Here is a 23,805-nt window from a genome sequence, read left to right on the forward strand (position 1 = left end):
TAAAAACCGCCATAAAGGCGGTTTTGGTTACTCAGATTTTGCTCAAGTTAACTGTTTCAATTCGCATTCGTGATATGGGAAAATGAGATTAAACGATAAGTGGCGTAAAATGACCAGAATCATGAGAGAATGGAGCGATACAGAGGAAAGAATTGCACAGAATACAGTTGATAAATTTCATAAGGTTCTGAATGCAATGTTAGTTGAAAAAAAAATGACACATGCTGATTTAGCTGCGTCTTTAGGAGTATCAAGGGTTCGCGCTACTCAGCTTCTTGGTCCTAACACTAACCCTTCCATTCGATACACAGCATTGGTTCTCCATCGTCTCGGTTACCAACTACAGATTAAGAAAATACCCGATCAAAATAAATAATTCAGTACTCTTATCTTGATGGTTGCAGGGTTTCAGCCCACTCGAACACTGGCAATTCAGCCAACAAGTCAGCGATACTTGGGTGAACGCGCTCACCCTTCTGCACTTTATCCAATTCAGCCAGCGCATATAGCCAGACAGCATCACGCCATGCGACAAACGCTTGTGCTTCCATTGCCCATTCTGGGATTGTCGAGTTGACATAGCTCGCCAAGGTTGCGCCGCTGTCGTATTGGCGTTCGTTTGCTTTAGCGTCAATCATCACCTGAATTTCAAGACGATAAACATCAACTGGATCAAGGCCGGGGTGACTGGTGACAGGTTCGCCTGCATTAACAGGAACGGTCTTCATGGGCAGCACTCGCCCGTGCGCTTCGGGATAACGCGGCATTCCTCTTCGTCCAATTGCCTGATTATCTACGATAACCTTTGTAGCTTCGCTCATATTGGTTACTCCGGCTTTTCAAATTCAATGATTAAGCGACCATCATCACCAGTGGAAAGACAGCCATTCCAACGAACATAAGGGTCATTGCGTCTAGCCATCACCAACCACGCCACATTGTCAGAACAGGTCTCGTCCTCGCAGATGATGTCAAATGTCGCTCCATTGACAGGAGACGGCCTGACACGGGCAAATCCATCCTGATTTTGCAGTGCGTGGACATGAGCATCAGCCCAAAGATTTTTAAATGTATTTGTCATTACACCGTAATGATCTTCGACGTTCACTGTCACCCGGCCATTTGTGAGCTTTGCAATACCGCGATACTCGACAAGCATCTCTGGTGCTTCCGTGGCGCAATGCCGAAGGTCGTAATTATCAGGGTCTACTGTGTGATCGATTTCGAAGTTCTTAGATGGAGCGTTAATCGATCCGGGCGAATGGAACGTGCCACCCGCTCTAAAAAACCAATAAAATGATGTTCCATATCCGTTAAGGTGGATCGCCGCCTCAGAGTAATTCTGAACTCGATCCTGAAAGAAGAACTCACTCCATGCGTTAACGCCAGTGAACCGTGATACAAATTTACCTGCTACACTATATTCCCCAGCGGGAACACTTTGATTGTTTCCCGATGCAACAAACGCCCACGCCCCCGGTTCGGTGGAAGGTGCGGTTCTGGTCACAATCCCTGTGAAAGTAGGTGAAGAGTTTAACGTCGCTTTAGTGTTCAGTGCCGTTTGTTGCGCTGTACTAACAGGCTTATTGGCGTCTGATGTATTATTAACGTTTCCCAACCCAACCGCAGATGCGTTTAATGTCTGCAATATTCCATCGGCGCGGACATATTGCGATGATGTACCGTTCGACAGAGCCAGTAGAGCGCGGCCAAGGGTTCCAAGGTCAACCAATTCAACGTCTTTGCTGGCATTAGTAACAAGCGCTTTGTTTGCGGTCAGATCGATAGCTTTTAATGCACCATTCTCATCTGTCTGCAATATCTGCCGTGCCGCCAACGTAAGCGCTGCCAGCTTCGCCAGACTGCCGTTAGGGTCTTGGATGCCGAATTCGGACGGGTCAACCAGATCAAAAGCACCGTTTCCTAAGAAACGGACAATCTTTTCTGCATCGCCAGCGAGTTTTGCCAGTGCAAACAAATTGCCGCCTGACATAAGGCGTCGTAACGCTGCCGTCTGCCCTGTATAGCGCGAATTATCCGACTGGTAGCGAATGCGCGTCTGGAAGGTTCCAGCAGCCTCTGGCGGGCATGGCGACGACAGAACCCCGTTATTATCGTCCGTGATGCTCTCAATGATCAGCATACGACCATCAGGCGAGATAATGAAATCACCTTGCTGAATACTGCCAAATGTCAGAAGCGCATTGGTTGCAGTAAAACCAGTTGAGTTGGCGGCAAGCGTCAACGTCCCGATCTGCCAGTCAGGAAGGAACTTATCAAAATTGTCAGCCATTGGTTTTCACCTTGGATCGCGAGACAGGAGAGGCCTGCGCGTTCTGGATTTCGATGATCTTGGCATTGGCAGATGCAAGGCGTTGAACGGTCTCGTCACGTTCTTTTGTGATCCGGTCTACCTCGTCAGCATAAGCTTTCGATTGATCGGCGATCTGCGCTTCAAGTTCGCGTATTTTGCCCATGAGCATCACCACGTCATTCGCGTTGCGCAAACTGCGGTCAGTCAGGAAGTCATTCATCGCGCGCGCCTCATTCGCCATTGCAATCGGGCTAATTTGGATAAGTTGAGGTTGCGCCGGTTGAGTTACCGTCGTTTCTGTCATGGCTAATTTTCCTGAGTGGTTAGATTTGGGTCGCGCCCAAGACGTAATATCGGACGCCGGTTGGATCAGGCATGGAGTACTCAAATCCAGTGTCGGCCCTAACGTCCGTAGGAGCGCCGGGAGACATGTGGATGACCATGCGGTTAGCTTCGACAACGGTTGTCATGCAATAATTCGATGTTCGCCATTGCACGACATTTGGCGGTCGCAGCGATCTGTAGTAGCCCTGCGCCATCATTTTCGGCCAGTTGCCGACAACCTTCGGAAACACAAACATACCCGCATGGTTCTCAAATGGAACGATGGCAGCATGTGTTCCGAATAGATTATTCAGACTATTGGCAGGAGAGAAAGCAGAGATTGGTATCCAATCTTGTTTTAATATCCTCACCGATGGGAAGCGGGTATCAAGCAGAATGTCATTACTGCTCGGATTAACATCATTCGAACCGGGACGCTTGATCTGCACGTCATTAAAGACACGTCGCAGCACCTGATTGCCGCCCGATGTATTGCCAGCAATGCTCGTGGCGTAGACCATGAATTTGCAGCCGACAGCGTAATTCCCTTCATTCCAGAACGTAATGCCATTCGGGTCGATCCGATAGTAAAAGCGACATTCCTTGCCTGATCTGCTGACAGAAGGATCAACAGGCGGGATCGAATATTCAAAGCCGTCATACTTCAGGAGCGGGTCAAGAAACATCGTCTCATGAAGCGGAATTGGCGATGTATTTGGATAATAGTAACTCGCTCCAGGCTGCATCACGGGCACAGTTCCCATCATGACGCACATGATTGGCGCTTTATTGGAATTGATCTGTAATCCACGCGGATTGGTGGTATCAACCGTCAGACCGCGCCGCGCGATCTTAACTTCACTTCCAGATATTCTGACAACTTCTTGCCCCGGTACAGGCGCTGCGTTGGGGAAAGGTAACGGCGCATTATTAGCAGGCAAATCCCACTGGCATGACAATAGTCGATAAGTGTCGCCTACATTGAGCACTACATAAGAGTTGGCCGGTCCGGAATAATTGGTAGCTCTCCCGCACCATCCAGTAAAATTAAAAGCGTTATGCAGTTTATTATAAGCGTTACCTGCGTAAACGGCGTTGTTATTCACCGGCTCCACGTAATTTATGACTGAGTTATACATGGTGCCGATTGAGAAAAGCCGCTTGTTGCCATCTGCACCGTCGAAATCAAAAATCTTAACTCGGCCATTTTGATCGATAAGTTTGATTTCAAAAATAGGGATTATACCGCCCAATTCTGGAAACCGCTCGAATATTTCGCAATAGCCCCAATTTCTTGACGAGCTAACAAACTGTACCGGCATACCAGTCACGCCACGTTTTGACGTTGCTAATGGATTGCCATCAATGGAATAAGCATTTCCTTGAACGCTTGACGACCCGACTGGGTAATCACTCTCATTGAATCCATTCGAAAAGAAATACTTATCAAAGATATAAGATAAATCTTGCCCTTCGGTGCTGATGAAGAATTTCGAGTAGTCTGTGACAGGTATCGCCGTCCATTCCGCGTTGTCGTCACGCACGACAGCGACCACCGGGCCGAAGCCCGGTTTAAGACCGATTGCAAGGTGGCTCATATTGTGAAAATCCGAATATCGCCGTAATTGTCATAACCCCGAAGCCACAAAGCTCCGTTGCGCGATCTGATGTTGTCCACGAATGCAGTGCCGATATTTGCGACCGTGAGTGTCAACTCACCATTAATGTAGGCCATTGGACGGTCACGAGCCGCCCCGTTCGTCCAATAAACCTCATCAGCATCAAAGATGGCACGGGATTTGCCATTCGACATGGCTTCAAGAAAGATAGCACCTTGAACGGCTACGCCGCCTTGAGAGGTCGAAACGCTTAGAACGATACGTGACAATGCGCCACTGCTGGCAGCTTCAGAATAAACCTGAAAATAGCCATTTGCCGAGACAGCACCGACTTGCGCCTGTGTCTGCGTGACTGTCTGTGAAATAGCTTCCACTTCGGTTGCAGTCGCCTGCGCAAACTCCTGCACATTGGCGATATTGCCCGCCAATTGAGCATCAAGCTCTTCAAGCCTTGTAACCTGCGCTTTTCGCTCGTTCGCTTCCACCAGCACAAGGCGCCGATAGTTTGCGCCCTGAACACCGATTTCCTCACGGATACCGGCCATTTCGAACTCACTGTCAGCCCCAAGATCAGATAGAGCCGTTGTCATACGCGTCACTTCATTTTCGACACGTCGAACATTCTCATTCTGATTGCGCCACAGATCCTGAAGGCTCTGATTGAACGCTGGAATATCGAATGGATAAAGATCTTTTGAACCGAGGCGAACATCAGGCGTTTTAACGGGTATCCATTCCGACCATTCCGTCTGACGACCAGAAAATGGCAGATAAATGCCCTGAACCAGGTATTCCTCGTCGTTCAGGAATACACCATTGAGAATTACAGACCGACTTGGATTGTCATAGTCTGGATCACCATAAGACAACTCCCCGTCAAAGGAGATTTGCTGAGTAGTAACGTGCTTTGCGACAACCCGGACCGCCCTCACGTCCGTAAAATTGGCTGCAAAAAACACCTCAATACTTGGTCGCCGTGAAGTTCCAGTTGCGTCTTTCAATTCTGCTGGCTGCGCATTCCAGCCAAACATCATCTGCGGCGCAGGCCAATTCGGAACAAGTGGACCGACCGACCAAGGCAACGTGTCACGATTGGCATTCCAATCATAATCCGAAGGGTCAACTTCGTTGATTGACGCCACCTGTGTGACATTCGGCTGATCATCTATCCCCATGATCTCGAAATGCTTGTTCTGATAGCCTTCTTTCGGGCTGGTCAGCGCAATCACGTCGAAAGGGTCAAGAACAGCAGCCCAAGGCGGCAATGTCACAATGTGCTTGCGGAAACGACGATTTGACTTTGCAAGCGCCATCATTAATCGCTGCACCTGATTTGCGAACGGTACAGCATTAAACTCCACATCAGCCAGCAGAATGCGGCCTTCGTCCTCAGCTTCATATTCAGGGAAACGACGCTGTGGCGCATCCTTCATTTCCCATGCAGCATCAGGGCTTGGCCATGTTCCGGTCACACCATTAAAGGTGTTTTCCAGACCGGGGAAAGCGTCAAACTCGCGCTCTTTCGTAATGACAAACTCGTCATCGCTCAGAAACGCTACCGGCAATGCGGGTGGACCGACGCGGACACTATAAATGCCACCACTTTCAGAGATACGGCCATTACAGGATTTAAGAAGCTCCTCGATCACGTCCATTGGATCTTGATCAAGAGTGCGGATTTCATAGCCGCAGCGGAATTGCTTTTCGAACTGGCCATTCTCGATCTGCACGAGAATATCGCATTCGTTCATTGCAGCCATCCAGCCGGATAGCGGCAAGCCCCAAAGCTTTACCGTTCCACCCCAGATGAACTCACCCTGATAATGAATGCCGCGCAGAATATTGTAGACGATAACAATAGGATTATCGGTCCACTCATATGTTGCTTCATTGCCCCAACGGTGTGAGCCGTTGCCACCCACGCGGCTATCCTTGCGCGGGTCATAAAGTTTGATGCCCTGCACTTCAAAACGAAAAGCAGGAATAGCCGTCATCAGGTGGCGCTCAAACTCAGCCGTTGCGATGACGTAGGCAACACCACGACCGACCATGTCTGAGAACCATGGACGCTCATCACCTGCAAACTTTGCGACAAGATTTGCGTCAGCCGTAGTCTGGTCACCCAAATAGTATTTGAGAAACGTAAACCACCAACGCGAATACTTATATTCCTTGATGGGGTAGCTGGTTGCGCCAAGCTTGGCAGCTTCCGAACTTGTAACAATGCTCGGATCACGATTGCATGTTTCGCCATTGACGAACACACGATTACCGATGCTCTGCACGGGCAAGTCAGAAAGCGTGATAACCTGCGTCAGAACAGCGTTTTCAACATCGTCGACTTTGCCAAAGGAATTGACATATTCCATATGACCGGCTGTGGCATAAGTCCCGACGATAAACGACAGCGACTTGTCGCCACCCATCTGGACCTGACCGACAATGCCGGGCTGCGTCTGCTTTTTTGCAGACATTTTCGCAAGCAGGCTCGAACCCAACTGAAACGCGATGCCGAACGCAAGCTTAATCAGGGTCGCAGCAATGCCACCAGCCTTGAGCAATCCGACTACCGCACCAACAGCGGCGGCAACCGGCCCCGCGTGAGCAGGCAGCATCATGCTCAGCGTGAGTGAAACCACCCACGCCGCAATGCGCAAGATTTTCATGCTGATTACCTGTCAGTTAAATGGAACGTGAAACGTCCGCTTGGCGTCTAAAAGCGCCACCGTGCCAATACCGGCTTGATCAGGGCGAAGCACATAAATGCGCTGCCCCTGCACCACGCCAAGCGCAACGCCCTGATCTGTCTCTATCGCAGCAAGATCGCCGACATGAGCGGATGAAGGGTGGCATTCATAAAAAAGCGATGCGGCCATAGCGGCATGATCGTCAAAACCTGATTGTTTAAGCTTGCGAAGCCCGCCTATGAGCGTTTTGTATTTTCCACGATAACCGGCTGCAAAATCCTCGCCGGTCATGGCCTCGACTGCACCAGCAGCAAACAAGGCACAATCATGCACACCCCATTGAAAAGGCTCATGTGCGATTTCATGAAGATAGACTGAGAGACGCGTGCGCCAGTCGTGATAACGCTTGATCGTCATTTCTTTGCCTCCCCCCAGAATATGTTTTGCAGCCATTCGCCAGCCACATCGGTATGCCTACGATACCGATCACCTTGGCGGCGCTTCTGTTGTTCATCTGACCGGCGCAGTGGATTGGTCTTTGTGAGCTGGCGCGTGTGAGACACACAGGTAAGCTCGATATTGCCCGAACCACCCGCAGCAGGCGTATTGATTTTCATATTATTGACCCAGCCAATAAACCGGGATCGAGCAGGAGCGACCGGACGCATGGTATCAACATCGAAATAGCCGCGATGGATTTGGATTGGTGCATGGCGCACTTCAAAACCGCGAACGGCCAACTGCGTGACAGCATCAACCTGACTAAGCAGAATGCGGATCGAGCGAATGGTCAAATCGCTTTCCTGCGGGATGGCAGGAATATCCAGTAATGAGCCTGCGCCGTAATAAGTCCGCACAATAGGCAGATTGGTTTCTGGATTGATTACGGTTACGTCTTGAACGTCCAAACCATTCCAGAAGCCAATTGCTTCAAGCCCACCATTGTCGCGGTTCTTGGCCTCAATCCACAGCAGATTAAACGGCGCGATTGCCTCACGGTTCTGCAAGGCCGTAAGTGTCGCCTGATCGTAAGCTTTCATGATTTAGACCTTCGGATGATCGACAAGCGCCTGAGACTCGCATTGATTGGCTGAGTTCAACAATGGGCGGCTGGAAATGAGCGAAAAAGAACCGTTCTTACATCTGCGTATTAAGCAGGATGTGCCGACATACAAAGCAATTAGCGCCGTTATGATTGATGCACTTCGCGTAACACTGCAGAAGGCATCAGAGGAACAAGGGGTCGAATGGCTCGATACCATTGGCAAAGAACTAATGTTTAACGCCAAGAGCTTCGTCACCGACGGCATATCCATTGAGACGGAGGCGGAAAGTTTTGGAGTCGCCATTCAGGTTCTTGAAGGCGTTATAGGCGCTACTCGCGCCAGCATCGTCGGCAAACAGTAAAACACTCGATTGGTCACCACAGCTCGCAATAACTGTGGTGCCACATTTCATGACGCTACTTTGCATCGACATATCCATACCGCTTCCTTTCATGGGCGTTGCACAACTTCAAATGTGATGGCTGGGAAGTTACCAGTCGAAGGCACCTGCAAAGTTCCCGGCGCAATGAACACCTTGGCGGCTGGCTTGATGAAATTCACAATCAGCCCAGATGTGATACCGGCAGGAAGATGAGGATAAATGCCGATTGGAGCCGTGGTGCCGTTTGCCGATGCTATGCCATCTGCTGTCAAACGACCGAGGTAACGGCGGACGGGCTGCGAACCATAATCAATTGCCAGCATATCACCCGCTGTCAGCTGATAGTGCGCAGGCAGGCTTTTAAACGACAATGATTTATTGTTTGTGCCGACAAGATCAATCGAGGGCTTTATTAAGCCAAGAATTGAACCACCAGAATCTTTCGCAGGGTAGAGATTGGTTGGGCTGGCAAAGTAAAAATTACCAATCGGCCCGCCCAAAGCCTCTAATCGAGCTTGCAAACTGCGAGCAACCAGACGGTTGACCGGCTGCAAGCTAACTTGAGCCGCCCATCTGCTTGGAGCAAGTTTTGCCGCTAACACTTCCCCTGTGCCAAGACCCGAATATTCCATCTGCTCTTGAATGACCCAAGGCGCGCTTAGCACTGGCAGATGATCGGCAAGCTCAGAAAGCTGTAGTGTATCTGCCATTTTAACCTACCGCATATGGATCTTGAGCGATTTGTTTAAAGCGTCGTGGCAGAATCTCTCGATCAAATTGAGTGAGACCTTCCTGAACGCCAGATGCCACCATTTCGCGAATTTCCGAGTTGCCGTTGGCACCCTTCACATCAACAATGATGGTGACGGGGCCGGATGATTGATTATTTGAAGAAGAATTATCGCGAATAGTCGGCAACTGAGATAGCCGCAAGTCGACAGGAATACTGCGGCCATCAGGCAAGGGAACAGCCGCTTCTGGACCAGCCTCACCAAAGATCGCAGGTTTGTCACTAATGCCACCATTGGCATAGAGGCCAATACCGCCATTCATGGCAATGGACTTCTGACCACCAAAACCGAACAGTCCGGCGACAATGCCACCAAGTCCTAAGCCACCACCACCGCTGCCACCAAATAAACCGTTGAAGAAATCGGCATAAGCGCCTTTACCTGTAAGAGCTGATTTCACAATCTCAATGGCCAGTTTCTTAAAGGCATCGGCGGCATCTTCAGTACGGGCAATCACGTTGCCAAGGGCGTCAACCGCATCGGAACCAAGTTGGTCAAGGCCATCGATAAAATCCTGCTGCGCTTTGTTAGAGCGCTCTTGTGCAGCCTTCTGCGCATCGATGACGGTGATCAATTCTGTAATGCGATCTTTTTGCTCTTGCGTGGCTCCGGCACCAAGTTTGCGCAGTTCATTTGAGAGCTTTTGCTGCTCTGTTGTCAGACCAATGATGGAAAGTTCATGTTCAAGAGACAGAATAAGCTCGTCTGCGGTCTTCTTTTGCCGTTCAGCGTCTGTAACTGCCGCCTTGCTGGCCTTGCTTTTCTTCTCCGGCGTTTCAATGGGATCAAATGTCAGCTTTCCAGAGGCTGGCTCCGGAGGCTTAACCGTTTCTTTCTTAGTTGCAATCAGCTTTTCAAGGGCTGCGATTTCCTCTTCAATGACCGGAATGCGCCCGCCATCGCGTCCTCGAGCCACAAAGCCGCGCAAGCCGCCTGCATCCATGGATTCGCGCTCACGCCGCTTTTCTGCAAGCTGCTGTTCAAGCGTGGAGATACTGCGATTTTCGATATTGTTAAATAGGTCGAGAATGTAGCGAACTTCAGACGCGACACTAACAACAGCCTGTTTAAGATTGTTGCCAACGGTCGTCACGACCGTATTAAATTCCTGATCAAGATCGGCGGCTTTTTTGACAAGCTCATCTTCAATCACAATTCCCAGATTATGCGCCTCTTGTATCGCTTGACGGATTCCATCTTCACCCTGCGCAATAAGTTCAACAAACCGCTCGCCAGCACTACCGCCAAAAAGCTCATCCATGATGCGGATCTGTGCGGCTTTGTTGAGCTGCTTTACACGCCCGATGATTTCAACAAACAACTCGGACGGTTCTTTCAGCCTTTTTGCAACATCGCTTGCATCAAAGCCTAAGCGATTAAACGCCTCTGACGCGGACCCTTTGCCGGTCACTGCAAACTCATCAGCGCGAAGACTTAATTCCTTCAAGCCATCGATCATCGCATCAACATCAATGCGATTTTTCTCAGCCACATATCGCATTTCCTGAAATGCTTTGATGGAGACGCCAGCGCGCCGGGCTTCACGATCAATCGAAGCAATATCGCTGATGACCTGCTGCGCGCCGGCCAAACTAATGCCGACACCTAATCCAGCAAGGGATGTTTTCAGGAAATTGAAACTGCGGTCCATTCCAGCGGAGAGACTTGCAAACTCGCGCTGTGTATCTTGCGCCGTGTCTTTGGCATCGCCCCGCACACGACGCATAGCATCGTGAAAGCCACGAGCATTCGCGCCGATAAAGGCCATAATATCGGCGCGTGTACTCATTGAGGCTTACTCCGGATAGATTTTGTAGGGGGATGGGAACGGGCAATTTCACGTGCCCGCTCTGGCGTAATGACATCATCGAATTTTCGACCTGTCCGCCCTTCAATTGCGGCCTGTACTTCAGGCCAAGTTGATCGCCAAAATGAGCGCGGCTCCCACCCAAGCTGGCCGGTAGCGATGCGCTCCATATGTCGTATGCGATCTTTTACACTGAAGGGCTTGGGGCGTTTCCCGGATCAAGGCTATCGAAAGCACGATCAAGATCAGCGATAGGGTTCGGTTCACCGCGGTTCTTACGACCTTCAGCAATATGACCAGACAGCGCCTTGGTAATTGCGTCTCGAAATGCTGGTTCGTCTGCGCCGCTCAACTGCTGCATGGCTTGATGGGCGAGCTTACGCGCTTCCTCATCCCCATCGACATGGGTGGTCAAAACGCGGATCGCAGCCATTACGGTTTTCGGGTGAAAGCCAATGAGACGCTTATAGAGCGTCTGCATGTCATCACAGTCAGCCAACTGGCAAAGCTGCGCTAGACGCGCAAATTCAACGACCATGACAATTTTTGTCATGCCGATCTGGCAAGATGCCTCACCGCGTGCCGGATTAAAAATTGGGTCCATCATACTGCCGCCGTAAAGCCAATTTCGCCTGTTGCGGACATCCGTCCCTGCGCCTGCAACTCGCCAGTCTTGTCACCAGAGAGTGTCATTGAGACAAGAAAATCTGCCTCAAAAGTACCAACACCCGGAACGACAATCTGATAAGCAGTGACGATCTGGTTGACTGCATCTGCGGTCATTGCCTTTTGTGCAGCGTTTCCCACATACGCGCCATCCAACTGCAAGCCGATGCTCTGCATGCCATACATTAACGAGCGAACAAGCTTACTGCCGGGATTTGCACAATCCGGCTTCGTAATATCGATCTCTTCGTTATTGATTTCGATGGAACGGGCTTCCGAAACACATACTGAAACAAATTCCTGATCGGCGTTCATGTATCTTTTGATGACAAGTTCACGCCCCATGTACTGAGCCATGGCAAATTCTCCTGTAAATTGAACGAGAAGTTTAGGCAGCCCGGTCGGGAATGCCCGCGAAGGTGCGATAAGTCACCTCAAAGACGACGCGCCCCGAACCAAGGCTCTGCGCAGTTTGCGGATCGATGAACATTTCGGAAGCGGTGGGCAGCATGTCGATCACCAGCCCACCCAGATGTGAGGGCGGCAACGCGGCTTCAACGAGCGCTGCCAGATCATCAAATTCGCGCTGCGGGTTGGATCGCCCTTTAAAGTGGATGATCACATTGACCATCAGACGACGGTTGATGCGTGCCAGTTCCTGACCCGTAATATCGTCGTAAATGACGCCATCAGGTGTCGAAGTTTCGCCGGTATGAATGACCGTGAAAAATGGCATATCCTCTTGCTCAACGGCATTGGAGCGCATGAGGGAGACTTTGCCAGCTTTACCCGCAACAACAGGGGTGAGATCGGTCTTAATCTTTTCAAGGATCTGATAGCGCAGGTGCATGGTCAGTAATTCCGTAAAAAGAAGCGCTTCATAGCGCGACCGTCATCAACATGACTGGCAATTTCGAACACGTCACCGATGTTCTTGCCGTCATCACTGGCAAGGATTTTAACCGTGTCGCCCTGCCGCACGTCGTCAATGCCATATCCTTCAAGGGCGAGCGTATAACGAATGCCTTCCGCCGCAACCCCTTCAAGGTCAAGAAGATCGGTGTCGCGAACCCGGCGAAATATACCTCGCATCGGTTCGCGTGCATCATCACCAATCGTCAGCTCGATATCGACGTTGCCGAGGGAGGCGACAAACGCGCCTCCCATACCGGCAAACACAGCGGGCCGAGACATCAGCCCTGCGCGTCCTGATACGCGTTTTCAGCTACATTGAGTGCCGCTTCCGCTGCCTCAAAAGCTTTCAGCTCATCATCACCCGCAGTTTCACTTTCTAATGCTGCCTTCGCAGCATCAAAGGTCTGCTGCGCCTGCTCGACTGCTTTGGCGAGCAGATCGATTTCGGAAGGCTTTTGCGAGGAAGACTGCGAACGGGCAGGTTTGACAGCCTCGTTCACAGCTTCAACGACGCCGAAGAGCTGCGCAATGCGGTTGGCTTCATCTTCTGGCAATGGCACTGGCGTGCCGGGAGCAATATCTTTGCCCCCAACAACGAGTGTCGCGCCATAAGCCTGCGTGATCAATTTCTTAGCCATGGAATTAATTCTCCGTTTGAGCTGGTTCGATTAACGAACCAAGGCGAACAAGGACGCATTCGCGTCGCCGGGAACCGGCAGCGGAGCGGCCTGTGTCATCAGCATCGTTGCCGATGGATCCTGCTGTTCCCACATTTTGGCAAAGCGTGAGAGCGGCGACAGGCGAGCACCAACATCCTGAATCGCACCGTGCGCCATGAAGCCCTGCAACTGAGAAGGCGAAATCACGCCAACACCAAGGCTCGGCCACACTTCAATGTCGTTCCCGGCGTCATCCTGAAACAGCTGCGTGTACTGCCAGTAATTGAACTGACCGACCGAGCCGAGATAAACCGCAACCATGTCTTCGCTGCCAGCCGCGATAGGACCAAGCTGCATGATGCCATCAGCCTGACGACGATTATCGAGCAGTTGGCGCATTTCTTCATCGGTCTGAAGCAATTCAGCGGCTTCCGCACCAAGGATAATTTCAGTTGCAGCGCCACCCGAAGCCTTAGCCACGCGCGTGCCCCAATCCCGAATGGATGTGCGGACTTTAACGCCGTTTTCGCCCCAACGGTTTGCACCAGTCAGAGCAACGGTCAATTCTGCCTTGCGAGCATAATCAATGACCTGCGTTTCATAGTCTTCACCGCTCACAGTGATCTTGCCGAGCTTCAGGGCTTCCGCTGCCATGATCTCTTCGCGACGGGTGATTTCATCATCCTGATCAAAGAGCGTATCGGTAACGGTCTGGAGGTAGCGATCCTCGGCGCTCATTTCGCCGCCGATACGCTCACCCGGACGGCGACGGAAACCTTCGCCTGGACGAATAGTATTTTTTGGCTTTACGTAAGCCGGTTTGAACGTTGTGGTCTGACGACCACGAATGGCGCGCTCACGGCCCGGCACCAGTGGCGAAACAAACGGCGCGACATTGCGACGGCGCTTGAGCTTATCGAATGCGATTTCTTCCGAATCTGACTGGAAGCCATTCGGAAAGAATGTATCGCGGATCCATGCGGTCGGACGGTCGCGGGATTCGATAACCGCAGTCAGCGCAACCGTGCTGAAAAGATAGTTTTCCATTCCGGAAATTCCTTGAAGTTAGCGTTCAAAAACGCATGTGGTGGATTACTGCGGTTAAGCGAGCTTGTGGGTGAAGAGCGGTGCCGATGCTTCGCGGAAAGCTTTCTCAACACTATCGACAGTGTGACCCGCACCCAGAATGAGTTTGGAGCTATCAAAACCGCCAGATGCATAAATGCGGGCCTGGACGGCACCAGCAGAGGTATCGACATCGACGGCGAGAACTGCTGACGGGACTTCAGATCCATCGTTTGCAGCAGATGCCGATAATTTGAATGTGCCAGCGGCATCACCCAAAACGGCACCACGTTTTAAAACCTGACCTGCACCAATTGTGGCCGTGCGCACAGCAACAGGATAATCGCCAACGAGCAGATCGCCCGGCGTGTAATTTTGGGTCTGCATTTGCAGCTCTCCCCTATGAATGTGTGAAAGGTAGCTCGGGCTTAGGCTTTATGCCTTGCGCGCCGCCGCCCGGTTCTTGGCAAAGGCCACAAGCTTCGCATCAGCGGTCTTTGGCTGGGTAACAACGCCGCCACTGCCAAGGGCTGGAACGCGTCCATTCATGCGCGAAGATAATGGAGCCTTTGCCGATGCAGCCGGGCCAGATGCCTTCAGCGTGGCAATCGCATTCTTAGCACTCATATTGGTGCTGAATGCGAGATGCGCAGCGAGCGAAGGATTGCCGTCCGCCTGCTCACAGCTCAAAATGGCAGACATGCGCTTGCGTTCAGCACGGCGACCGCGCGCAAACTCGCCTTCGTCTTTGTCTTCGTCCGCAACCGGTTCGTCTTCGTCGGCTTCAGGCTTTGTATCTTCATCGCCTTCCGCTGCCGGATCGTTGTTTTCGTCGCCTTCGGCTTCTTCCGGACGTTCATCGTCCTCAAGTTCCTCTGGCTTATCTTCTTCAAGACGTGATTTCAGGGAGCGGCCAGTGACGGCAGCCCGGATAGCGCGTGAAAGCGACATCGGCTCAATTCCTTATGTGATTGTAGGAGTGGGTCAGGCGTTGCGCTTACGCGCCTATCGCTTCCAGAAAAGCGTTGAAGGCATCTTTGGGCCGAGCAACAGCATCGACAATGCCAAGATCAACTGCTTTCTGGCCGCGAAACGTATCCGCCTCGGTTGCGAGTGCGGCATCAAGAGAAATGCGACCGCTGCGATATCGGGCAACGGTTTCGGCAAACAACACACGCATGGATTCCAGATCCTCAATTGCGGTGCTGTATTCTTCATCAGACATGGCTTCAAACATGCCGGGACGCGCTTTGCGCTCACCAGCTCGAAGTATCGTAACGCCAAGCCCCTGCTTTTTTGCCCATTCAGATGCATCAACATGCATCGAGATCACTCCGATAGAACCGGCGTAACCCGTGGCAGGGATTACAATCTGACGACAAGCGGAGGCGATCAGATAAGCGGCAGAACACGCATGATCAGTCAGAATGGCAATCGTCGGCTTTTTCTGCGACAGGAGATACAAATCCTCTGCACAGTTAAAGCATCCATCCACTTCGCCGCCAAAGCTGTCGATCTCAAACACAGCCCCTTTTATGTCATCGCGATCATGGCAATCTGCAATCTGAATGTTCAGACCTTCATAAGAGGTGACACCGGAGGACTTACCAACCCACGCACCCTTATTGACGAGAGAGCCTTCAGCTTCGATCACGGCGACTGAGCCGACCATCTTGGGGCCGTTATATGTTTTCTCACCAGTCCAGCCGTCGCGCAATTCACGCATGTCCTGTGTGAGAACGCCCATCTCAGGTGAAGCCCGCACATTCACCTCATTTCCGAGAACACGCGGACCAAAGGCCCGCGCTATGATGTTGGCTTTCCCCTCATGCAGCATAAGCGGCGTATTGAAGAGGCGCGCCGCAACTTCCGGCATCGCATATGGCATCATTTGTTTTCTTCCTCATCGCCTTCGCCCGGCTTGCTTGGGTCATTGACGAAACGCGAAACAACCCCCGCACTTGCGGCTTCGCCCGGCGTGACACCATGCTTACGAGCAAACCGAAGTTCTCGTGCACGCTGGATTGTATCTTCCTTCCAGTCGCGACCCTGTTCGGCTGATTCCGATTCCTGAGTGGTCAGTCCTGTTGCAAGGCGGATGGCTGCGGCCTTGGCTTCCTTCTCAGGATCAACCCAGCCACGACCACTACCAATCCATGCAGCACGCACCCAGCCAGCCGGATTGGCTTCAAATGAAACTGCGCGTGCCGGCAGACGAATGCGACCTTGATCAAACACCTCTTCCAGCCATGCCCAATAAATCGGCTGCATAAAGGAATGAGCGAAACTAGATTTCTCAGATGAAAGGCCGCGCCAGATCTCGAGCAACGCTGCACGCGCACTGGAATAATTAACCTTCGACCAGTCCATCGTGAGCTGCTCGTATGTTAGCCCCACACACGAGGCGATATTGCGAAGCCCAGCATTCACAAACACTTCAAAAGCAGCATTCGGATGCTCGGATTTCGTGAATACGACATCCTCACCGGGATTAAGGAAGTTGATCTGCGCACCCTTAAGCCGGATCGGATCAGCCGCATAAGCTGCTGCCTGCGCAGCACCCAGCGAATTGATAGACTTTCCGATATCGGAAGCACCCAGAGAATCCGCCAACTGGTCCATATCGAACGGCGTTTTGATGAATGCTGCCATCACAGCATTGAGCGATGCTGCCTGCAATTCATAATCGTTGTAATCCGACACCTGTTTCAGCTGCTGCAAGATTGGTGCCCATCGTGATGCACCACGGGTCATGCCTGCGCGGGTTGCCTCATAAGAATGTACCGCAAGTGGTCGCCCATATTCATCTTCACGTTCAATGTGATCCCAGATGAAGGTATCGCGCATGCGCCCAAAAACATCACCTGCGTGCGCCTTACGAACGTGATAGCCAATCGGCGCGCCATACTCGTCGAGTTCAACACCGTCGCGCAGCGTCTCGGTGTCCATTTGGCCAATCGGGTTTGACAAACGCGCTGGGTCAATCACATGCACGCATGTGCCGTAACCATTGCCGCCCATACGATAGGGTAGCACGGCGAAGGCTTCGCCATCCGTAAAGCGGTGTCGGGCAGCAAGACCAAGAATGCCTGAAACCGACTTTGTGCGCTCGGCATCAAACCAGTTACGGGGATCCGTTGCCACATCAGACCAGAGCGCCTCGATCTGGTCGCCAATCTCATCAGCCTCATCTTCTGTGAGATTGAGCGTCCGGGCGTTCGGCTTTGATGACAGGCGCCACCCAGAACCGACCACATTGTCAACCAGCCGCGTCACGCCAGCCGAAGCCCAGCCACTATTACGAACCGCGTCATTAATGCGATCAACAACAACATCACGGTTAAGGCCAAGGGCTGAATGACCGGAATATGTGCCGGGCCTCCATGCTGCCATGGATGCATGTTCGTTACTTGCTGCACTATAGGCAGCACTCATAGCATAACGCCTTCGGGCTGCGGTACGAACGGCTGCGGGCAATGGGTTGCCGTAACCATCCAGAATGACTGTTTCGCTCATCCGAACACCACCCTTCGCGCACGTGTGCGTGCAGGTGCAATACCCAGCTGTGCCTCAAGTTCTCTAATGTACCCACGCAGCTTGCCTTCATCGGCAGTGGTATAGGTGACGCTTTCACCCTGATAGCTCAGCTGCACGGTGGCGGTACCAGTCAGCAACCGATGCAACGCGTTCTGTGCCTCGGTGAGACGTTGCTGAATAATCTCACGACTGGCCATGACTTCTCCTGTCAGCCTCGGCGTGAGGCTCGTGCCCGCGCTCTGGCAATTGCTGCCGCTACAAGCGGGTTGTTTTCTTGAGTTACAGGCTTTGTTACAGACGGCGCTTGTGTCACCGGCTGAAACATCATTTCTTCAAGGTCGAGCTGCGCAGGTGGCGGCTCGTTAGCAAGGCGCTCTGCCAGTGCGTCCCATTCTTCCTCGGTCCAATAATTGATGCCGAGGCGAAGGGCTGCGGCCTGTGCCTGATTGATCATATCGAGTGCTTCGTTGCGGATGCCAGAAGGTAACTCCCATTCGTAATAGGGATGGCCAGCGCGGCTTTTACGCTGCACACGTCGCTCAGATGTTGCCTGCTGAAAGAAGTCATCGCCCAGACCTTTAGCAAACTCGAAATAGCCGGTCTGTTCCGGATCTTCCTTTTTGTAGGATCGATAGAGCGAAGCCTTCATCACCGACGCGTTGAAGTTAAAGAAGCGGCGCTGATACCGAAGCGGCTTGCCACGCTTGTCCTTTTCCTTCTTGACCTGTGCCAGCATGGGAGCCGCTTCGCGATTATCACCGCGCACCATGATGACATCAGTAATCGGATGCTTGCGCGCCCATTCCCAGACATCCTCAGTGTAGGCGTTGCCGTCGATAGCGGTCAGATCAGCGCGGCGCTTATTGCCCCATGAATCGGGCCATTCGCGCTGGATCAGTTTCGAGAGCGCATATTGCACCTGCGGCTCTGAGATATGACCGGAATGCGCAACATAGCCCGGTAATGACCGGCCTGCCGTGTCATCAAAAATGCCGCGATCAATAACAACGCGATATCGGTTTTTGCCATGGCCCAGAAGCTGCCACTCAACACGGTCGCCCTGAACATCAATGCCAATGGTGAGGATCAAAGCACGTGGCGGGATAACACCACGAATGACGCTGCCCAGTTCTGCACGGTCGCGCAGCAATTCCCAGCCAATCGCCTCGCCATCGGTTTCAAATGGCTGGCCTAGCCAGTCGTTGAAAAACACCTGCTCGGCACCGGATTTCTTGCCTTTATCATCAGGCCCACCGCGCTGCACATTGAGATATGCGCGTGCAAGTGCTTCCCAGCTTTCAAGCGGCGAATAAGCCACCCAGATATGAAACGAGCGATGATAACGCGCCCGCTCAGCATATTTAGCAACCCACTTTGCGCCATTGGCCGGATCAACCATCCAAGCGCGATGATGCTCTCTGATTTCCCCGCCGCATTTCGGGCAGAAGAAACCAGCTTTTTCTGGATGCTCGACATTGATATGATCGCGCATGTTCTCCCATTCGAGAGCATGCAGATGCGAACAATGCGGACATGGAACATGGTAACGTTCCTGCGTACCTTGTTCAAAGTTACTCGATATCCGACAGCCTGGAGCAATCAGTGGCGTTGAGATTTTAAGAATCTTCGCCGAGATAAAAGCCTTCGACCGGCTTTCGGCCTGACTTTCTGGATCGCCTGCTTCATTGTTCTGCCACTTAGACAGATCGTCCTGCACCTGCTTACGTGGCGAAATCATCGACAAGCCAGACGGCGAATTTGCACCCGCTGCCTGAATAGCCCCGCGACCGTCTGCGCGTTCCTTATAGTGGATCGAATTGCTGCCATCCCGGCTTTTTTCCGGGAAGAGTGCTGCAAGTGAAGTCGTTTCACGCAACAGCGGCATCAGCTTTTGCTTGGACCAACGTGAGGCGTTTTCCTCAGTTGGATGCACATATAGAAAATCGCACGGATCCATATCCATGGTGCCGAGCGTGAAGATATTTGCGAGAACCGTGCCGCCCACCTGCGCCGATTTTGAGATCGTCACCATACGGCAAGCATCTTCCGGCGAGAGTGCGCGAAGTATCTCCGAGAAGAACGGAAACAACGCTTCGTTATACGGTCCCGGAAACTGCGTGATACGATCTGAAAAGACGATATTACCTTTCGCCCATTTGAGATAATCAACGGGCGGCGGCGGTTCCGTCTGCTGCATCAGCACCTGATAGGTCAGCTGGCGCGGATTGCAGAGAAGTGTCATTCCTCATCCTCATCCGTTTCAGCGCCCCCATCAGACACATGGGCCGGTTCATTTTCAGCAGCCTCGCGAAAGCCTTGGGCAGCGCGGGCGCGCACATCGCGAAATGACCTCTGCAAATGATGCAGGATATCGCGTTGCGGCACCTCAAACTGACCAGCCAGATATGTTGCCATATCGGCCAGCCCGCCTTCCATCACCCGATAGGCCATCGCAACGGCACGTGTGATTTCTGCTTTCGCTTCGTCTGCATAAATGAACCGGCCCTCTGCAAGCGCTTCCTCGCGGCGTGCCCGCGCGGTTTGCATTTTCGCCTGCTCAAGTTTTTCGAGTGCAATCTGGTCCGCAACCGCATCTGTGCGAGGAAGCGTGACTGGTGGCGCACTTGAAAGATCAAGCTCCTGTTTCGGTTCTTCTGAAGGCGCAGCGCGTGTTGCGATCCCATTCAGACCAAGCCGCTGCGCAACGTCCAACCGACCATTCAGATGGCGGCGCGCCTTATCAACGATGATGCGCGCGCTGCGCCCTGTGCCATCCAAGGCATCCGGTCCGATCTGGCCCGAAGCAATGTACTGAGACACACGGCCCGGCGTGACATTGATCAATCGGGCAAACTCGCCCTTCGTCATCGTGGGCAACGATTGCGTTGCTGTCATTTCTCAACCTCGGGATAAAGCAGCGGCGGCGCTTGATCCCGCGCTCAATGTTCCAACTTTAGCGTTTGAGTTTAGGAGTTTAGCCTTGAGTTTAGGCTTTGTTTTCCGGCTCAGACTGACCCGATGCAGCCGTGCGAAATACCCGCAGTCAGACCCGGCGGGGAAGGACCCGAAACATTTTGAGGCTCAGATCGATTTCGGGTCGGTCATCGTCTCATCCGCTTGCCGATCTCTTCCGCCATGAACTGACCGAACCGCTTTTCGGCCACGCCCTTCACAACACCAAAGAAATCGATACGCTTCGCGTAAGGCCGCATTCGAACGAACAGGAATACCGCCTTGATACTGTTATCACGAGGATCCCGCTGCCAAATTCCGGGGTGGAGGTGCGAATTGCGATCAGCAACAAAGAAACGAGCGAAGCGATAGTTCCGATTGCGTTTCGTTGAAGCCTCACTGCGCTTGCGGTTATACCCCTCGGTTCTCGGCGTAACTCTCAGGTCCGCAAGTATGCGGACGATAAGGGCCACCCGAACATTGCCATATTGATCAAGCGGTGTTTCCCTTGCAGGGACAGCATATTCGCCAGCCTTGAGATAACCAGCTGATTGGAACTGACGCTCAAAGGATTTCAAGTTTCGCTGACCACCAAAGAATTGAGGCGTCAGGAAGTTTGCCGGAGGTGTCGCATTCTTTGATGCCCAAGATCGCCCGGAGATCATAACCGTAGCGGACAGCCGATCCTTACTTGCTCGCTCAAAGATGACGCCGCGCTTTGCAAAAGGCGTAACCCGGTCGAGCTTCAGCTCCATTTCTTCCTGCACTTGTAGCCGACCAACAGCTGCCACGCGATTGAGTGCGGCAACAGCAGCATTCGGCATCACCTCACGCTCTAGCGAAGTAAGCATCTCATCAAAGCTGCTCGTGTCGAAGTTCAGGAAGGCGGCAGACGAACTGCCCGGAGTACTAGAAACATCTAGCTTCATCGCCTCTACCCTACAGATACGGAAAGAGCGCCACATTGGGCGCTCAGTGTATTTAGTGAATTGCAAACATAGCTTACGCACTGGCCCTGAATCGGTGTCTCGCGATTGAGACTGTCAAAGCTGGGTCCGAGCGCGTCGCCTCGGGACTATGTCCCCACGTGCTACCGTGTAACGAGGTTCGCTGTACTAGCCGGATCATCCGTGGACAGATTACCGTCATAACCGAGAGAGAAATGCAAGAGGCATAATCATGGGAACAGGGCGACCAAATAAGTCAATCTCGATGACGGCAGTCCCCTTTCCTACCCCTATGCTGGAAACAACGTCACCAATCTTGCCCGCAAATGGGCCTTCGATAATCTTGACCTTTTTCACACCAACAAACAGTGTCGCCGGGCGTTCATGATCAAATTCACCTTTTTCAGCCTTCTCATTGAATTGCTTTGCTTTTTCAGCACTCATAAGAAATGGATTTTCATAACCACCAAGAATGGAAACCGTGCCCGTAAATGTAAGTAAACCCGCCAAAGCTTCAGCAACAATATTGCATCTGGCAAGTATGTAGCCAACCAAAACAGGCTCAGGTTGAGCTGGTATTTTTTCGTTCCTCCTGCGCCTTTCTTTCCCCATTTTCATGGGGACATTTACTTCAACGCCAGCAGCCAGCATCGCATCACGTATGGATAATTCATTTCCAGATACCCTGATGATCAGCCAAGGAGAATCATCGCTCATGCGAATCGCTGCTGCTGATCTCATGCGCTCGATGCGACGACGCTCTGCAAGCACCTTATCAATCGCCCGGCAATGCTCCTCACTGGGTGCAGATGCTATAGCGTGGTCGATCTGACGTTGATCAATTGCCATCATTTTCACCCAATCCCCTCAAAGCCGTTTCAAAATCATAAATTGATGAAGGTCCACCACGCGGACAGAATACAACCTGCATACGATCGAACTCAGAGGGCCATGGCCAAGCCCGGCGCTTGAACTCATCTTTCCACGCTGCAAGTATGATTGTTCCCTGCGGTACCGGCTCCATCAACTCACCAGCCAAATGCCACTGTTTTGGAAGCACAGCGCCTGATCGTTGCTGTTGAACGTCGCGGTACCGCATCAGTGCTGGCCATGCTTTTGCGAGCATTGAGCGCGGTAAGAATGAACTCTTCGCCAATACTGGATCAGTAGGCCCATCCAACAGAAGTGCAAACATCCTCGACATACCAACCGGACCATAACCAGCCGCCCAACCATCAGGTTTAGCTTCATCAGCACGAGCAGCTTGCGCCTTTGAACTTTCGGCCTTTTTCAGAATTTCTGGATCAAGAGCATTCCAAAGGCGATCACGGAAAAACGCACCCACCGGCTGCGGCTTCACTTTGCGCTCAGCAGCATCCAGCAAATAAGCATCTCGCCAGCGCTCAGCTTCCTTACGCTCTGCAACTGACAATCCAGAAAACTGCCGCTTGATCCAGTCCAGCGTCGTGTTGTTGTCCCATTTTGGCCAAATACCTGCATGGTAACCGACGCCATTGACGAAATGGATCACCCGTTTCTCGAATGCGGCTGTTTTCGGGTCATCATCCTGCGATGTCGAATTCAGATTTTCATTCCCATTCTCATTTTCGCTCGGGCGCTCTTTTTTCTCTTCGTTAGAAGGGGAAGTTAAATAAGGGTCGTTAATAGGTGCCGGTCCAGAGGCGGCAGGGGGTGCCGGTTCATGACCGGCAGGGGGTGCCGATATACCGGCAGGGGTGCCGATATACCGGCAGGGGGTATCAGCATCTTGAACCGATGAGACATCAGGATGTTTCGGATCGAGAATGACGCGATAGACATGCGCACTATCGCGCCCGCTGTCACTTTCCTGCTCGTGGCGCTCCAAATATCCAGCACCGATCAGGCGGTTGATGGCATCAAACACCGTAGCGCGACCGCAATTCATCTCAGTAGCCATTTTGACCTGACTGCGACGGCACCATCCATATTCGTCTGTATGACGGCCAAGGACGCATAGCACCTGCAAATCTCGCGGCTTCAAGGCGGAATCGGTAGCAGCTCGTGCAGGGATGATTGATAGGCGTGGATTACTCATCCCAAGCCTCCAATCCA

Annotated in this window: 27 protein-coding genes; 2 read left to right on the forward strand and 25 right to left on the reverse strand. The window is 52.2% G+C overall.

Annotated elements, in window-relative coordinates:
- Positions 1 to 109 precede the first annotated feature (109 nt).
- Positions 110 to 376, forward strand: coding sequence for a hypothetical protein (locus tag ACOZHT_RS00360; protein WP_421565205.1), 267 nt, complete (start codon positions 110 to 112; stop codon positions 374 to 376).
- Positions 377 to 386: 10 nt separating this feature from the next.
- Here the strand turns inward: ACOZHT_RS00360 and ACOZHT_RS00365 are convergent, their stop codons facing one another.
- The 7 genes from ACOZHT_RS00365 to ACOZHT_RS00395 are packed head-to-tail and all read right to left on the reverse strand — an operon-like array spanning position 387 to position 7,984.
- Entirely contained in the window at positions 387 to 821 is a 435-nt protein-coding gene (locus tag ACOZHT_RS00365) for a hypothetical protein (protein WP_421565206.1), read from the reverse strand.
- 5 nt (positions 822 to 826) lie between these two features.
- The gene (locus tag ACOZHT_RS00370) at positions 827 to 2,293 is read right to left on the reverse strand and encodes a hypothetical protein (RefSeq protein WP_421565207.1); all 1,467 of its coding nucleotides are present in this window, start codon (positions 2,291 to 2,293) and stop codon (positions 827 to 829) included.
- Complete coding sequence (locus ACOZHT_RS00375; RefSeq protein WP_421565208.1) at positions 2,286 to 2,618, reverse strand: hypothetical protein; 333 nt, start codon at positions 2,616 to 2,618, stop codon at positions 2,286 to 2,288. Before ACOZHT_RS00375 ends, ACOZHT_RS00370 begins: the two co-directional genes overlap by 8 nt.
- Before the next feature lie 19 nt (positions 2,619 to 2,637).
- On the reverse strand, positions 2,638 to 4,236 hold the full coding sequence (locus ACOZHT_RS00380; RefSeq protein ID WP_421565209.1) for a hypothetical protein: 1,599 nt from the start codon (positions 4,234 to 4,236) through the stop codon (positions 2,638 to 2,640).
- Positions 4,233 to 6,923, reverse strand: coding sequence for a phage tail protein (locus ACOZHT_RS00385; protein WP_421565210.1), 2,691 nt, complete (start codon positions 6,921 to 6,923; stop codon positions 4,233 to 4,235). Before ACOZHT_RS00385 ends, ACOZHT_RS00380 begins: the two co-directional genes overlap by 4 nt.
- A gap of 12 nt (positions 6,924 to 6,935) precedes the next feature.
- Positions 6,936 to 7,361, reverse strand: coding sequence for a DUF6950 family protein (locus tag ACOZHT_RS00390; RefSeq protein WP_421565211.1), 426 nt, complete (start codon positions 7,359 to 7,361; stop codon positions 6,936 to 6,938).
- Positions 7,358 to 7,984: a hypothetical protein gene (locus ACOZHT_RS00395; protein WP_421565212.1), complete on the reverse strand. Its 627-nt coding sequence runs from the start codon at positions 7,982 to 7,984 to the stop codon at positions 7,358 to 7,360. The genes ACOZHT_RS00390 and ACOZHT_RS00395 overlap by 4 nt, the downstream gene beginning before the upstream one ends.
- Before the next feature lie 76 nt (positions 7,985 to 8,060).
- On the opposite strand from ACOZHT_RS00395, the gene ACOZHT_RS00400 reads away from it, so the two are divergent.
- Entirely contained in the window at positions 8,061 to 8,351 is a 291-nt protein-coding gene (locus ACOZHT_RS00400; RefSeq protein WP_421565213.1) for a hypothetical protein, read from the forward strand.
- A gap of 89 nt (positions 8,352 to 8,440) precedes the next feature.
- Here ACOZHT_RS00400 and ACOZHT_RS00405 read toward each other — a convergent pair whose 3' ends face one another.
- The 18 genes from ACOZHT_RS00405 to ACOZHT_RS00490 all read right to left on the reverse strand — a co-directional run bounded on the left by ACOZHT_RS00405 (position 8,441) and on the right by ACOZHT_RS00490 (position 23,788).
- Positions 8,441 to 9,082, reverse strand: a complete 642-nt coding sequence (locus tag ACOZHT_RS00405) for a hypothetical protein (RefSeq protein ID WP_421565214.1) — start codon at positions 9,080 to 9,082, stop codon at positions 8,441 to 8,443.
- A 1-nt stretch (position 9,083) separates the two neighbouring features.
- Positions 9,084 to 10,952 carry a hypothetical protein gene (locus ACOZHT_RS00410; RefSeq protein WP_421565215.1) on the reverse strand — a complete coding sequence of 623 codons (1,869 nt, stop codon included), beginning with the start codon at positions 10,950 to 10,952 and terminating at the stop codon, positions 9,084 to 9,086.
- Positions 10,953 to 11,157: 205 nt separating this feature from the next.
- Positions 11,158 to 11,577, reverse strand: a complete 420-nt coding sequence (locus ACOZHT_RS00415; protein ID WP_421565216.1) for a hypothetical protein — start codon at positions 11,575 to 11,577, stop codon at positions 11,158 to 11,160.
- Positions 11,574 to 11,993 (reverse strand): phage tail tube protein, encoded by a 420-nt coding sequence (locus ACOZHT_RS00420; protein ID WP_421565217.1) that lies wholly within the window; start codon positions 11,991 to 11,993, stop codon positions 11,574 to 11,576. Before ACOZHT_RS00420 ends, ACOZHT_RS00415 begins: the two co-directional genes overlap by 4 nt.
- A gap of 31 nt (positions 11,994 to 12,024) precedes the next feature.
- The gene (locus ACOZHT_RS00425) at positions 12,025 to 12,486 is read right to left on the reverse strand and encodes a hypothetical protein (RefSeq protein WP_421565218.1); all 462 of its coding nucleotides are present in this window, start codon (positions 12,484 to 12,486) and stop codon (positions 12,025 to 12,027) included.
- A gap of 2 nt (positions 12,487 to 12,488) precedes the next feature.
- Positions 12,489 to 12,830, reverse strand: a complete 342-nt coding sequence (locus ACOZHT_RS00430) for a hypothetical protein (protein ID WP_421565219.1) — start codon at positions 12,828 to 12,830, stop codon at positions 12,489 to 12,491.
- Positions 12,830 to 13,189: a hypothetical protein gene (locus ACOZHT_RS00435; protein ID WP_421565220.1), complete on the reverse strand. Its 360-nt coding sequence runs from the start codon at positions 13,187 to 13,189 to the stop codon at positions 12,830 to 12,832. Before ACOZHT_RS00435 ends, ACOZHT_RS00430 begins: the two co-directional genes overlap by 1 nt.
- 30 nt (positions 13,190 to 13,219) lie before the next feature.
- Complete coding sequence (locus ACOZHT_RS00440) at positions 13,220 to 14,257, reverse strand: major capsid protein (RefSeq protein WP_421565221.1); 1,038 nt, start codon at positions 14,255 to 14,257, stop codon at positions 13,220 to 13,222.
- Positions 14,258 to 14,311: 54 nt separating this feature from the next.
- Positions 14,312 to 14,662: a head decoration protein gene (locus tag ACOZHT_RS00445; protein ID WP_421565222.1), complete on the reverse strand. Its 351-nt coding sequence runs from the start codon at positions 14,660 to 14,662 to the stop codon at positions 14,312 to 14,314.
- A 48-nt stretch (positions 14,663 to 14,710) separates the two neighbouring features.
- On the reverse strand, positions 14,711 to 15,226 hold the full coding sequence (locus ACOZHT_RS00450; RefSeq protein WP_421565223.1) for a hypothetical protein: 516 nt from the start codon (positions 15,224 to 15,226) through the stop codon (positions 14,711 to 14,713).
- A 46-nt stretch (positions 15,227 to 15,272) separates the two neighbouring features.
- On the reverse strand, positions 15,273 to 16,166 hold the full coding sequence (locus ACOZHT_RS00455; protein ID WP_421565224.1) for a S49 family peptidase: 894 nt from the start codon (positions 16,164 to 16,166) through the stop codon (positions 15,273 to 15,275).
- Positions 16,163 to 17,791 carry a phage portal protein gene (locus ACOZHT_RS00460; RefSeq protein WP_421565225.1) on the reverse strand — a complete coding sequence of 543 codons (1,629 nt, stop codon included), beginning with the start codon at positions 17,789 to 17,791 and terminating at the stop codon, positions 16,163 to 16,165. Before ACOZHT_RS00460 ends, ACOZHT_RS00455 begins: the two co-directional genes overlap by 4 nt.
- On the reverse strand, positions 17,788 to 18,009 hold the full coding sequence (locus ACOZHT_RS00465) for a phage head-tail joining protein (RefSeq protein ID WP_140905159.1): 222 nt from the start codon (positions 18,007 to 18,009) through the stop codon (positions 17,788 to 17,790). Before ACOZHT_RS00465 ends, ACOZHT_RS00460 begins: the two co-directional genes overlap by 4 nt.
- A gap of 11 nt (positions 18,010 to 18,020) precedes the next feature.
- Positions 18,021 to 20,054 carry a phage terminase large subunit family protein gene (locus ACOZHT_RS00470; RefSeq protein ID WP_421565226.1) on the reverse strand — a complete coding sequence of 678 codons (2,034 nt, stop codon included), beginning with the start codon at positions 20,052 to 20,054 and terminating at the stop codon, positions 18,021 to 18,023.
- Positions 20,051 to 20,707, reverse strand: a complete 657-nt coding sequence (locus ACOZHT_RS00475) for a hypothetical protein (RefSeq protein ID WP_421565227.1) — start codon at positions 20,705 to 20,707, stop codon at positions 20,051 to 20,053. The genes ACOZHT_RS00470 and ACOZHT_RS00475 overlap by 4 nt, the downstream gene beginning before the upstream one ends.
- Positions 20,708 to 20,913: 206 nt before the next feature.
- Positions 20,914 to 21,693: a hypothetical protein gene (locus ACOZHT_RS00480; RefSeq protein WP_421565228.1), complete on the reverse strand. Its 780-nt coding sequence runs from the start codon at positions 21,691 to 21,693 to the stop codon at positions 20,914 to 20,916.
- A gap of 216 nt (positions 21,694 to 21,909) precedes the next feature.
- Positions 21,910 to 22,563, reverse strand: a complete 654-nt coding sequence (nusG, locus tag ACOZHT_RS00485; protein WP_421565229.1) for a transcription termination/antitermination protein NusG — start codon at positions 22,561 to 22,563, stop codon at positions 21,910 to 21,912.
- On the reverse strand, positions 22,550 to 23,788 hold the full coding sequence (locus tag ACOZHT_RS00490; protein ID WP_421565230.1) for a helix-turn-helix domain-containing protein: 1,239 nt from the start codon (positions 23,786 to 23,788) through the stop codon (positions 22,550 to 22,552). The genes nusG and ACOZHT_RS00490 overlap by 14 nt, the downstream gene beginning before the upstream one ends.
- Positions 23,789 to 23,805 lie beyond the last annotated feature (17 nt).

Source organism: Ochrobactrum sp. EDr1-4 (assembly GCF_049199085.1).
Lineage (GTDB): Bacteria > Pseudomonadota > Alphaproteobacteria > Rhizobiales > Rhizobiaceae > Brucella.

Excerpts from the sequence above, each read along its gene's own strand:
- ACOZHT_RS00360 (WP_421565205.1), top strand. The coding sequence starts at position 110 with ATGACCAGAATCATGAGAGAATGGAGCGATACAGAGGAAAGAATTGCA.
- ACOZHT_RS00365 (WP_421565206.1), bottom strand. The coding sequence starts at position 821 with ATGAGCGAAGCTACAAAGGTTATCGTAGATAATCAGGCAATTGGACGA.
- ACOZHT_RS00370 (WP_421565207.1), bottom strand. The coding sequence starts at position 2,293 with ATGGCTGACAATTTTGATAAGTTCCTTCCTGACTGGCAGATCGGGACG.
- ACOZHT_RS00375 (WP_421565208.1), bottom strand. The coding sequence starts at position 2,618 with ATGACAGAAACGACGGTAACTCAACCGGCGCAACCTCAACTTATCCAA.
- ACOZHT_RS00380 (WP_421565209.1), bottom strand. The coding sequence starts at position 4,236 with ATGAGCCACCTTGCAATCGGTCTTAAACCGGGCTTCGGCCCGGTGGTC.
- ACOZHT_RS00385 (WP_421565210.1), bottom strand. The coding sequence starts at position 6,923 with ATGAAAATCTTGCGCATTGCGGCGTGGGTGGTTTCACTCACGCTGAGC.
- ACOZHT_RS00390 (WP_421565211.1), bottom strand. The coding sequence starts at position 7,361 with ATGACGATCAAGCGTTATCACGACTGGCGCACGCGTCTCTCAGTCTAT.
- ACOZHT_RS00395 (WP_421565212.1), bottom strand. The coding sequence starts at position 7,984 with ATGAAAGCTTACGATCAGGCGACACTTACGGCCTTGCAGAACCGTGAG.
- ACOZHT_RS00400 (WP_421565213.1), top strand. The coding sequence starts at position 8,061 with ATGAGCGAAAAAGAACCGTTCTTACATCTGCGTATTAAGCAGGATGTG.
- ACOZHT_RS00405 (WP_421565214.1), bottom strand. The coding sequence starts at position 9,082 with ATGGCAGATACACTACAGCTTTCTGAGCTTGCCGATCATCTGCCAGTG.
- ACOZHT_RS00410 (WP_421565215.1), bottom strand. The coding sequence starts at position 10,952 with ATGAGTACACGCGCCGATATTATGGCCTTTATCGGCGCGAATGCTCGT.
- ACOZHT_RS00415 (WP_421565216.1), bottom strand. The coding sequence starts at position 11,577 with ATGATGGACCCAATTTTTAATCCGGCACGCGGTGAGGCATCTTGCCAG.
- ACOZHT_RS00420 (WP_421565217.1), bottom strand. The coding sequence starts at position 11,993 with ATGGCTCAGTACATGGGGCGTGAACTTGTCATCAAAAGATACATGAAC.
- ACOZHT_RS00425 (WP_421565218.1), bottom strand. The coding sequence starts at position 12,486 with ATGCACCTGCGCTATCAGATCCTTGAAAAGATTAAGACCGATCTCACC.
- ACOZHT_RS00430 (WP_421565219.1), bottom strand. The coding sequence starts at position 12,830 with ATGTCTCGGCCCGCTGTGTTTGCCGGTATGGGAGGCGCGTTTGTCGCC.
- ACOZHT_RS00435 (WP_421565220.1), bottom strand. The coding sequence starts at position 13,189 with ATGGCTAAGAAATTGATCACGCAGGCTTATGGCGCGACACTCGTTGTT.
- ACOZHT_RS00440 (WP_421565221.1), bottom strand. The coding sequence starts at position 14,257 with ATGGAAAACTATCTTTTCAGCACGGTTGCGCTGACTGCGGTTATCGAA.
- ACOZHT_RS00445 (WP_421565222.1), bottom strand. The coding sequence starts at position 14,662 with ATGCAGACCCAAAATTACACGCCGGGCGATCTGCTCGTTGGCGATTAT.
- ACOZHT_RS00450 (WP_421565223.1), bottom strand. The coding sequence starts at position 15,226 with ATGTCGCTTTCACGCGCTATCCGGGCTGCCGTCACTGGCCGCTCCCTG.
- ACOZHT_RS00455 (WP_421565224.1), bottom strand. The coding sequence starts at position 16,166 with ATGATGCCATATGCGATGCCGGAAGTTGCGGCGCGCCTCTTCAATACG.
- ACOZHT_RS00460 (WP_421565225.1), bottom strand. The coding sequence starts at position 17,791 with ATGAGCGAAACAGTCATTCTGGATGGTTACGGCAACCCATTGCCCGCA.
- ACOZHT_RS00465 (WP_140905159.1), bottom strand. The coding sequence starts at position 18,009 with ATGGCCAGTCGTGAGATTATTCAGCAACGTCTCACCGAGGCACAGAAC.
- ACOZHT_RS00470 (WP_421565226.1), bottom strand. The coding sequence starts at position 20,054 with ATGACACTTCTCTGCAATCCGCGCCAGCTGACCTATCAGGTGCTGATG.
- ACOZHT_RS00475 (WP_421565227.1), bottom strand. The coding sequence starts at position 20,707 with ATGACAGCAACGCAATCGTTGCCCACGATGACGAAGGGCGAGTTTGCC.
- ACOZHT_RS00480 (WP_421565228.1), bottom strand. The coding sequence starts at position 21,693 with ATGAAGCTAGATGTTTCTAGTACTCCGGGCAGTTCGTCTGCCGCCTTC.
- nusG (WP_421565229.1), bottom strand. The coding sequence starts at position 22,563 with ATGATGGCAATTGATCAACGTCAGATCGACCACGCTATAGCATCTGCA.
- ACOZHT_RS00490 (WP_421565230.1), bottom strand. The coding sequence starts at position 23,788 with ATGAGTAATCCACGCCTATCAATCATCCCTGCACGAGCTGCTACCGAT.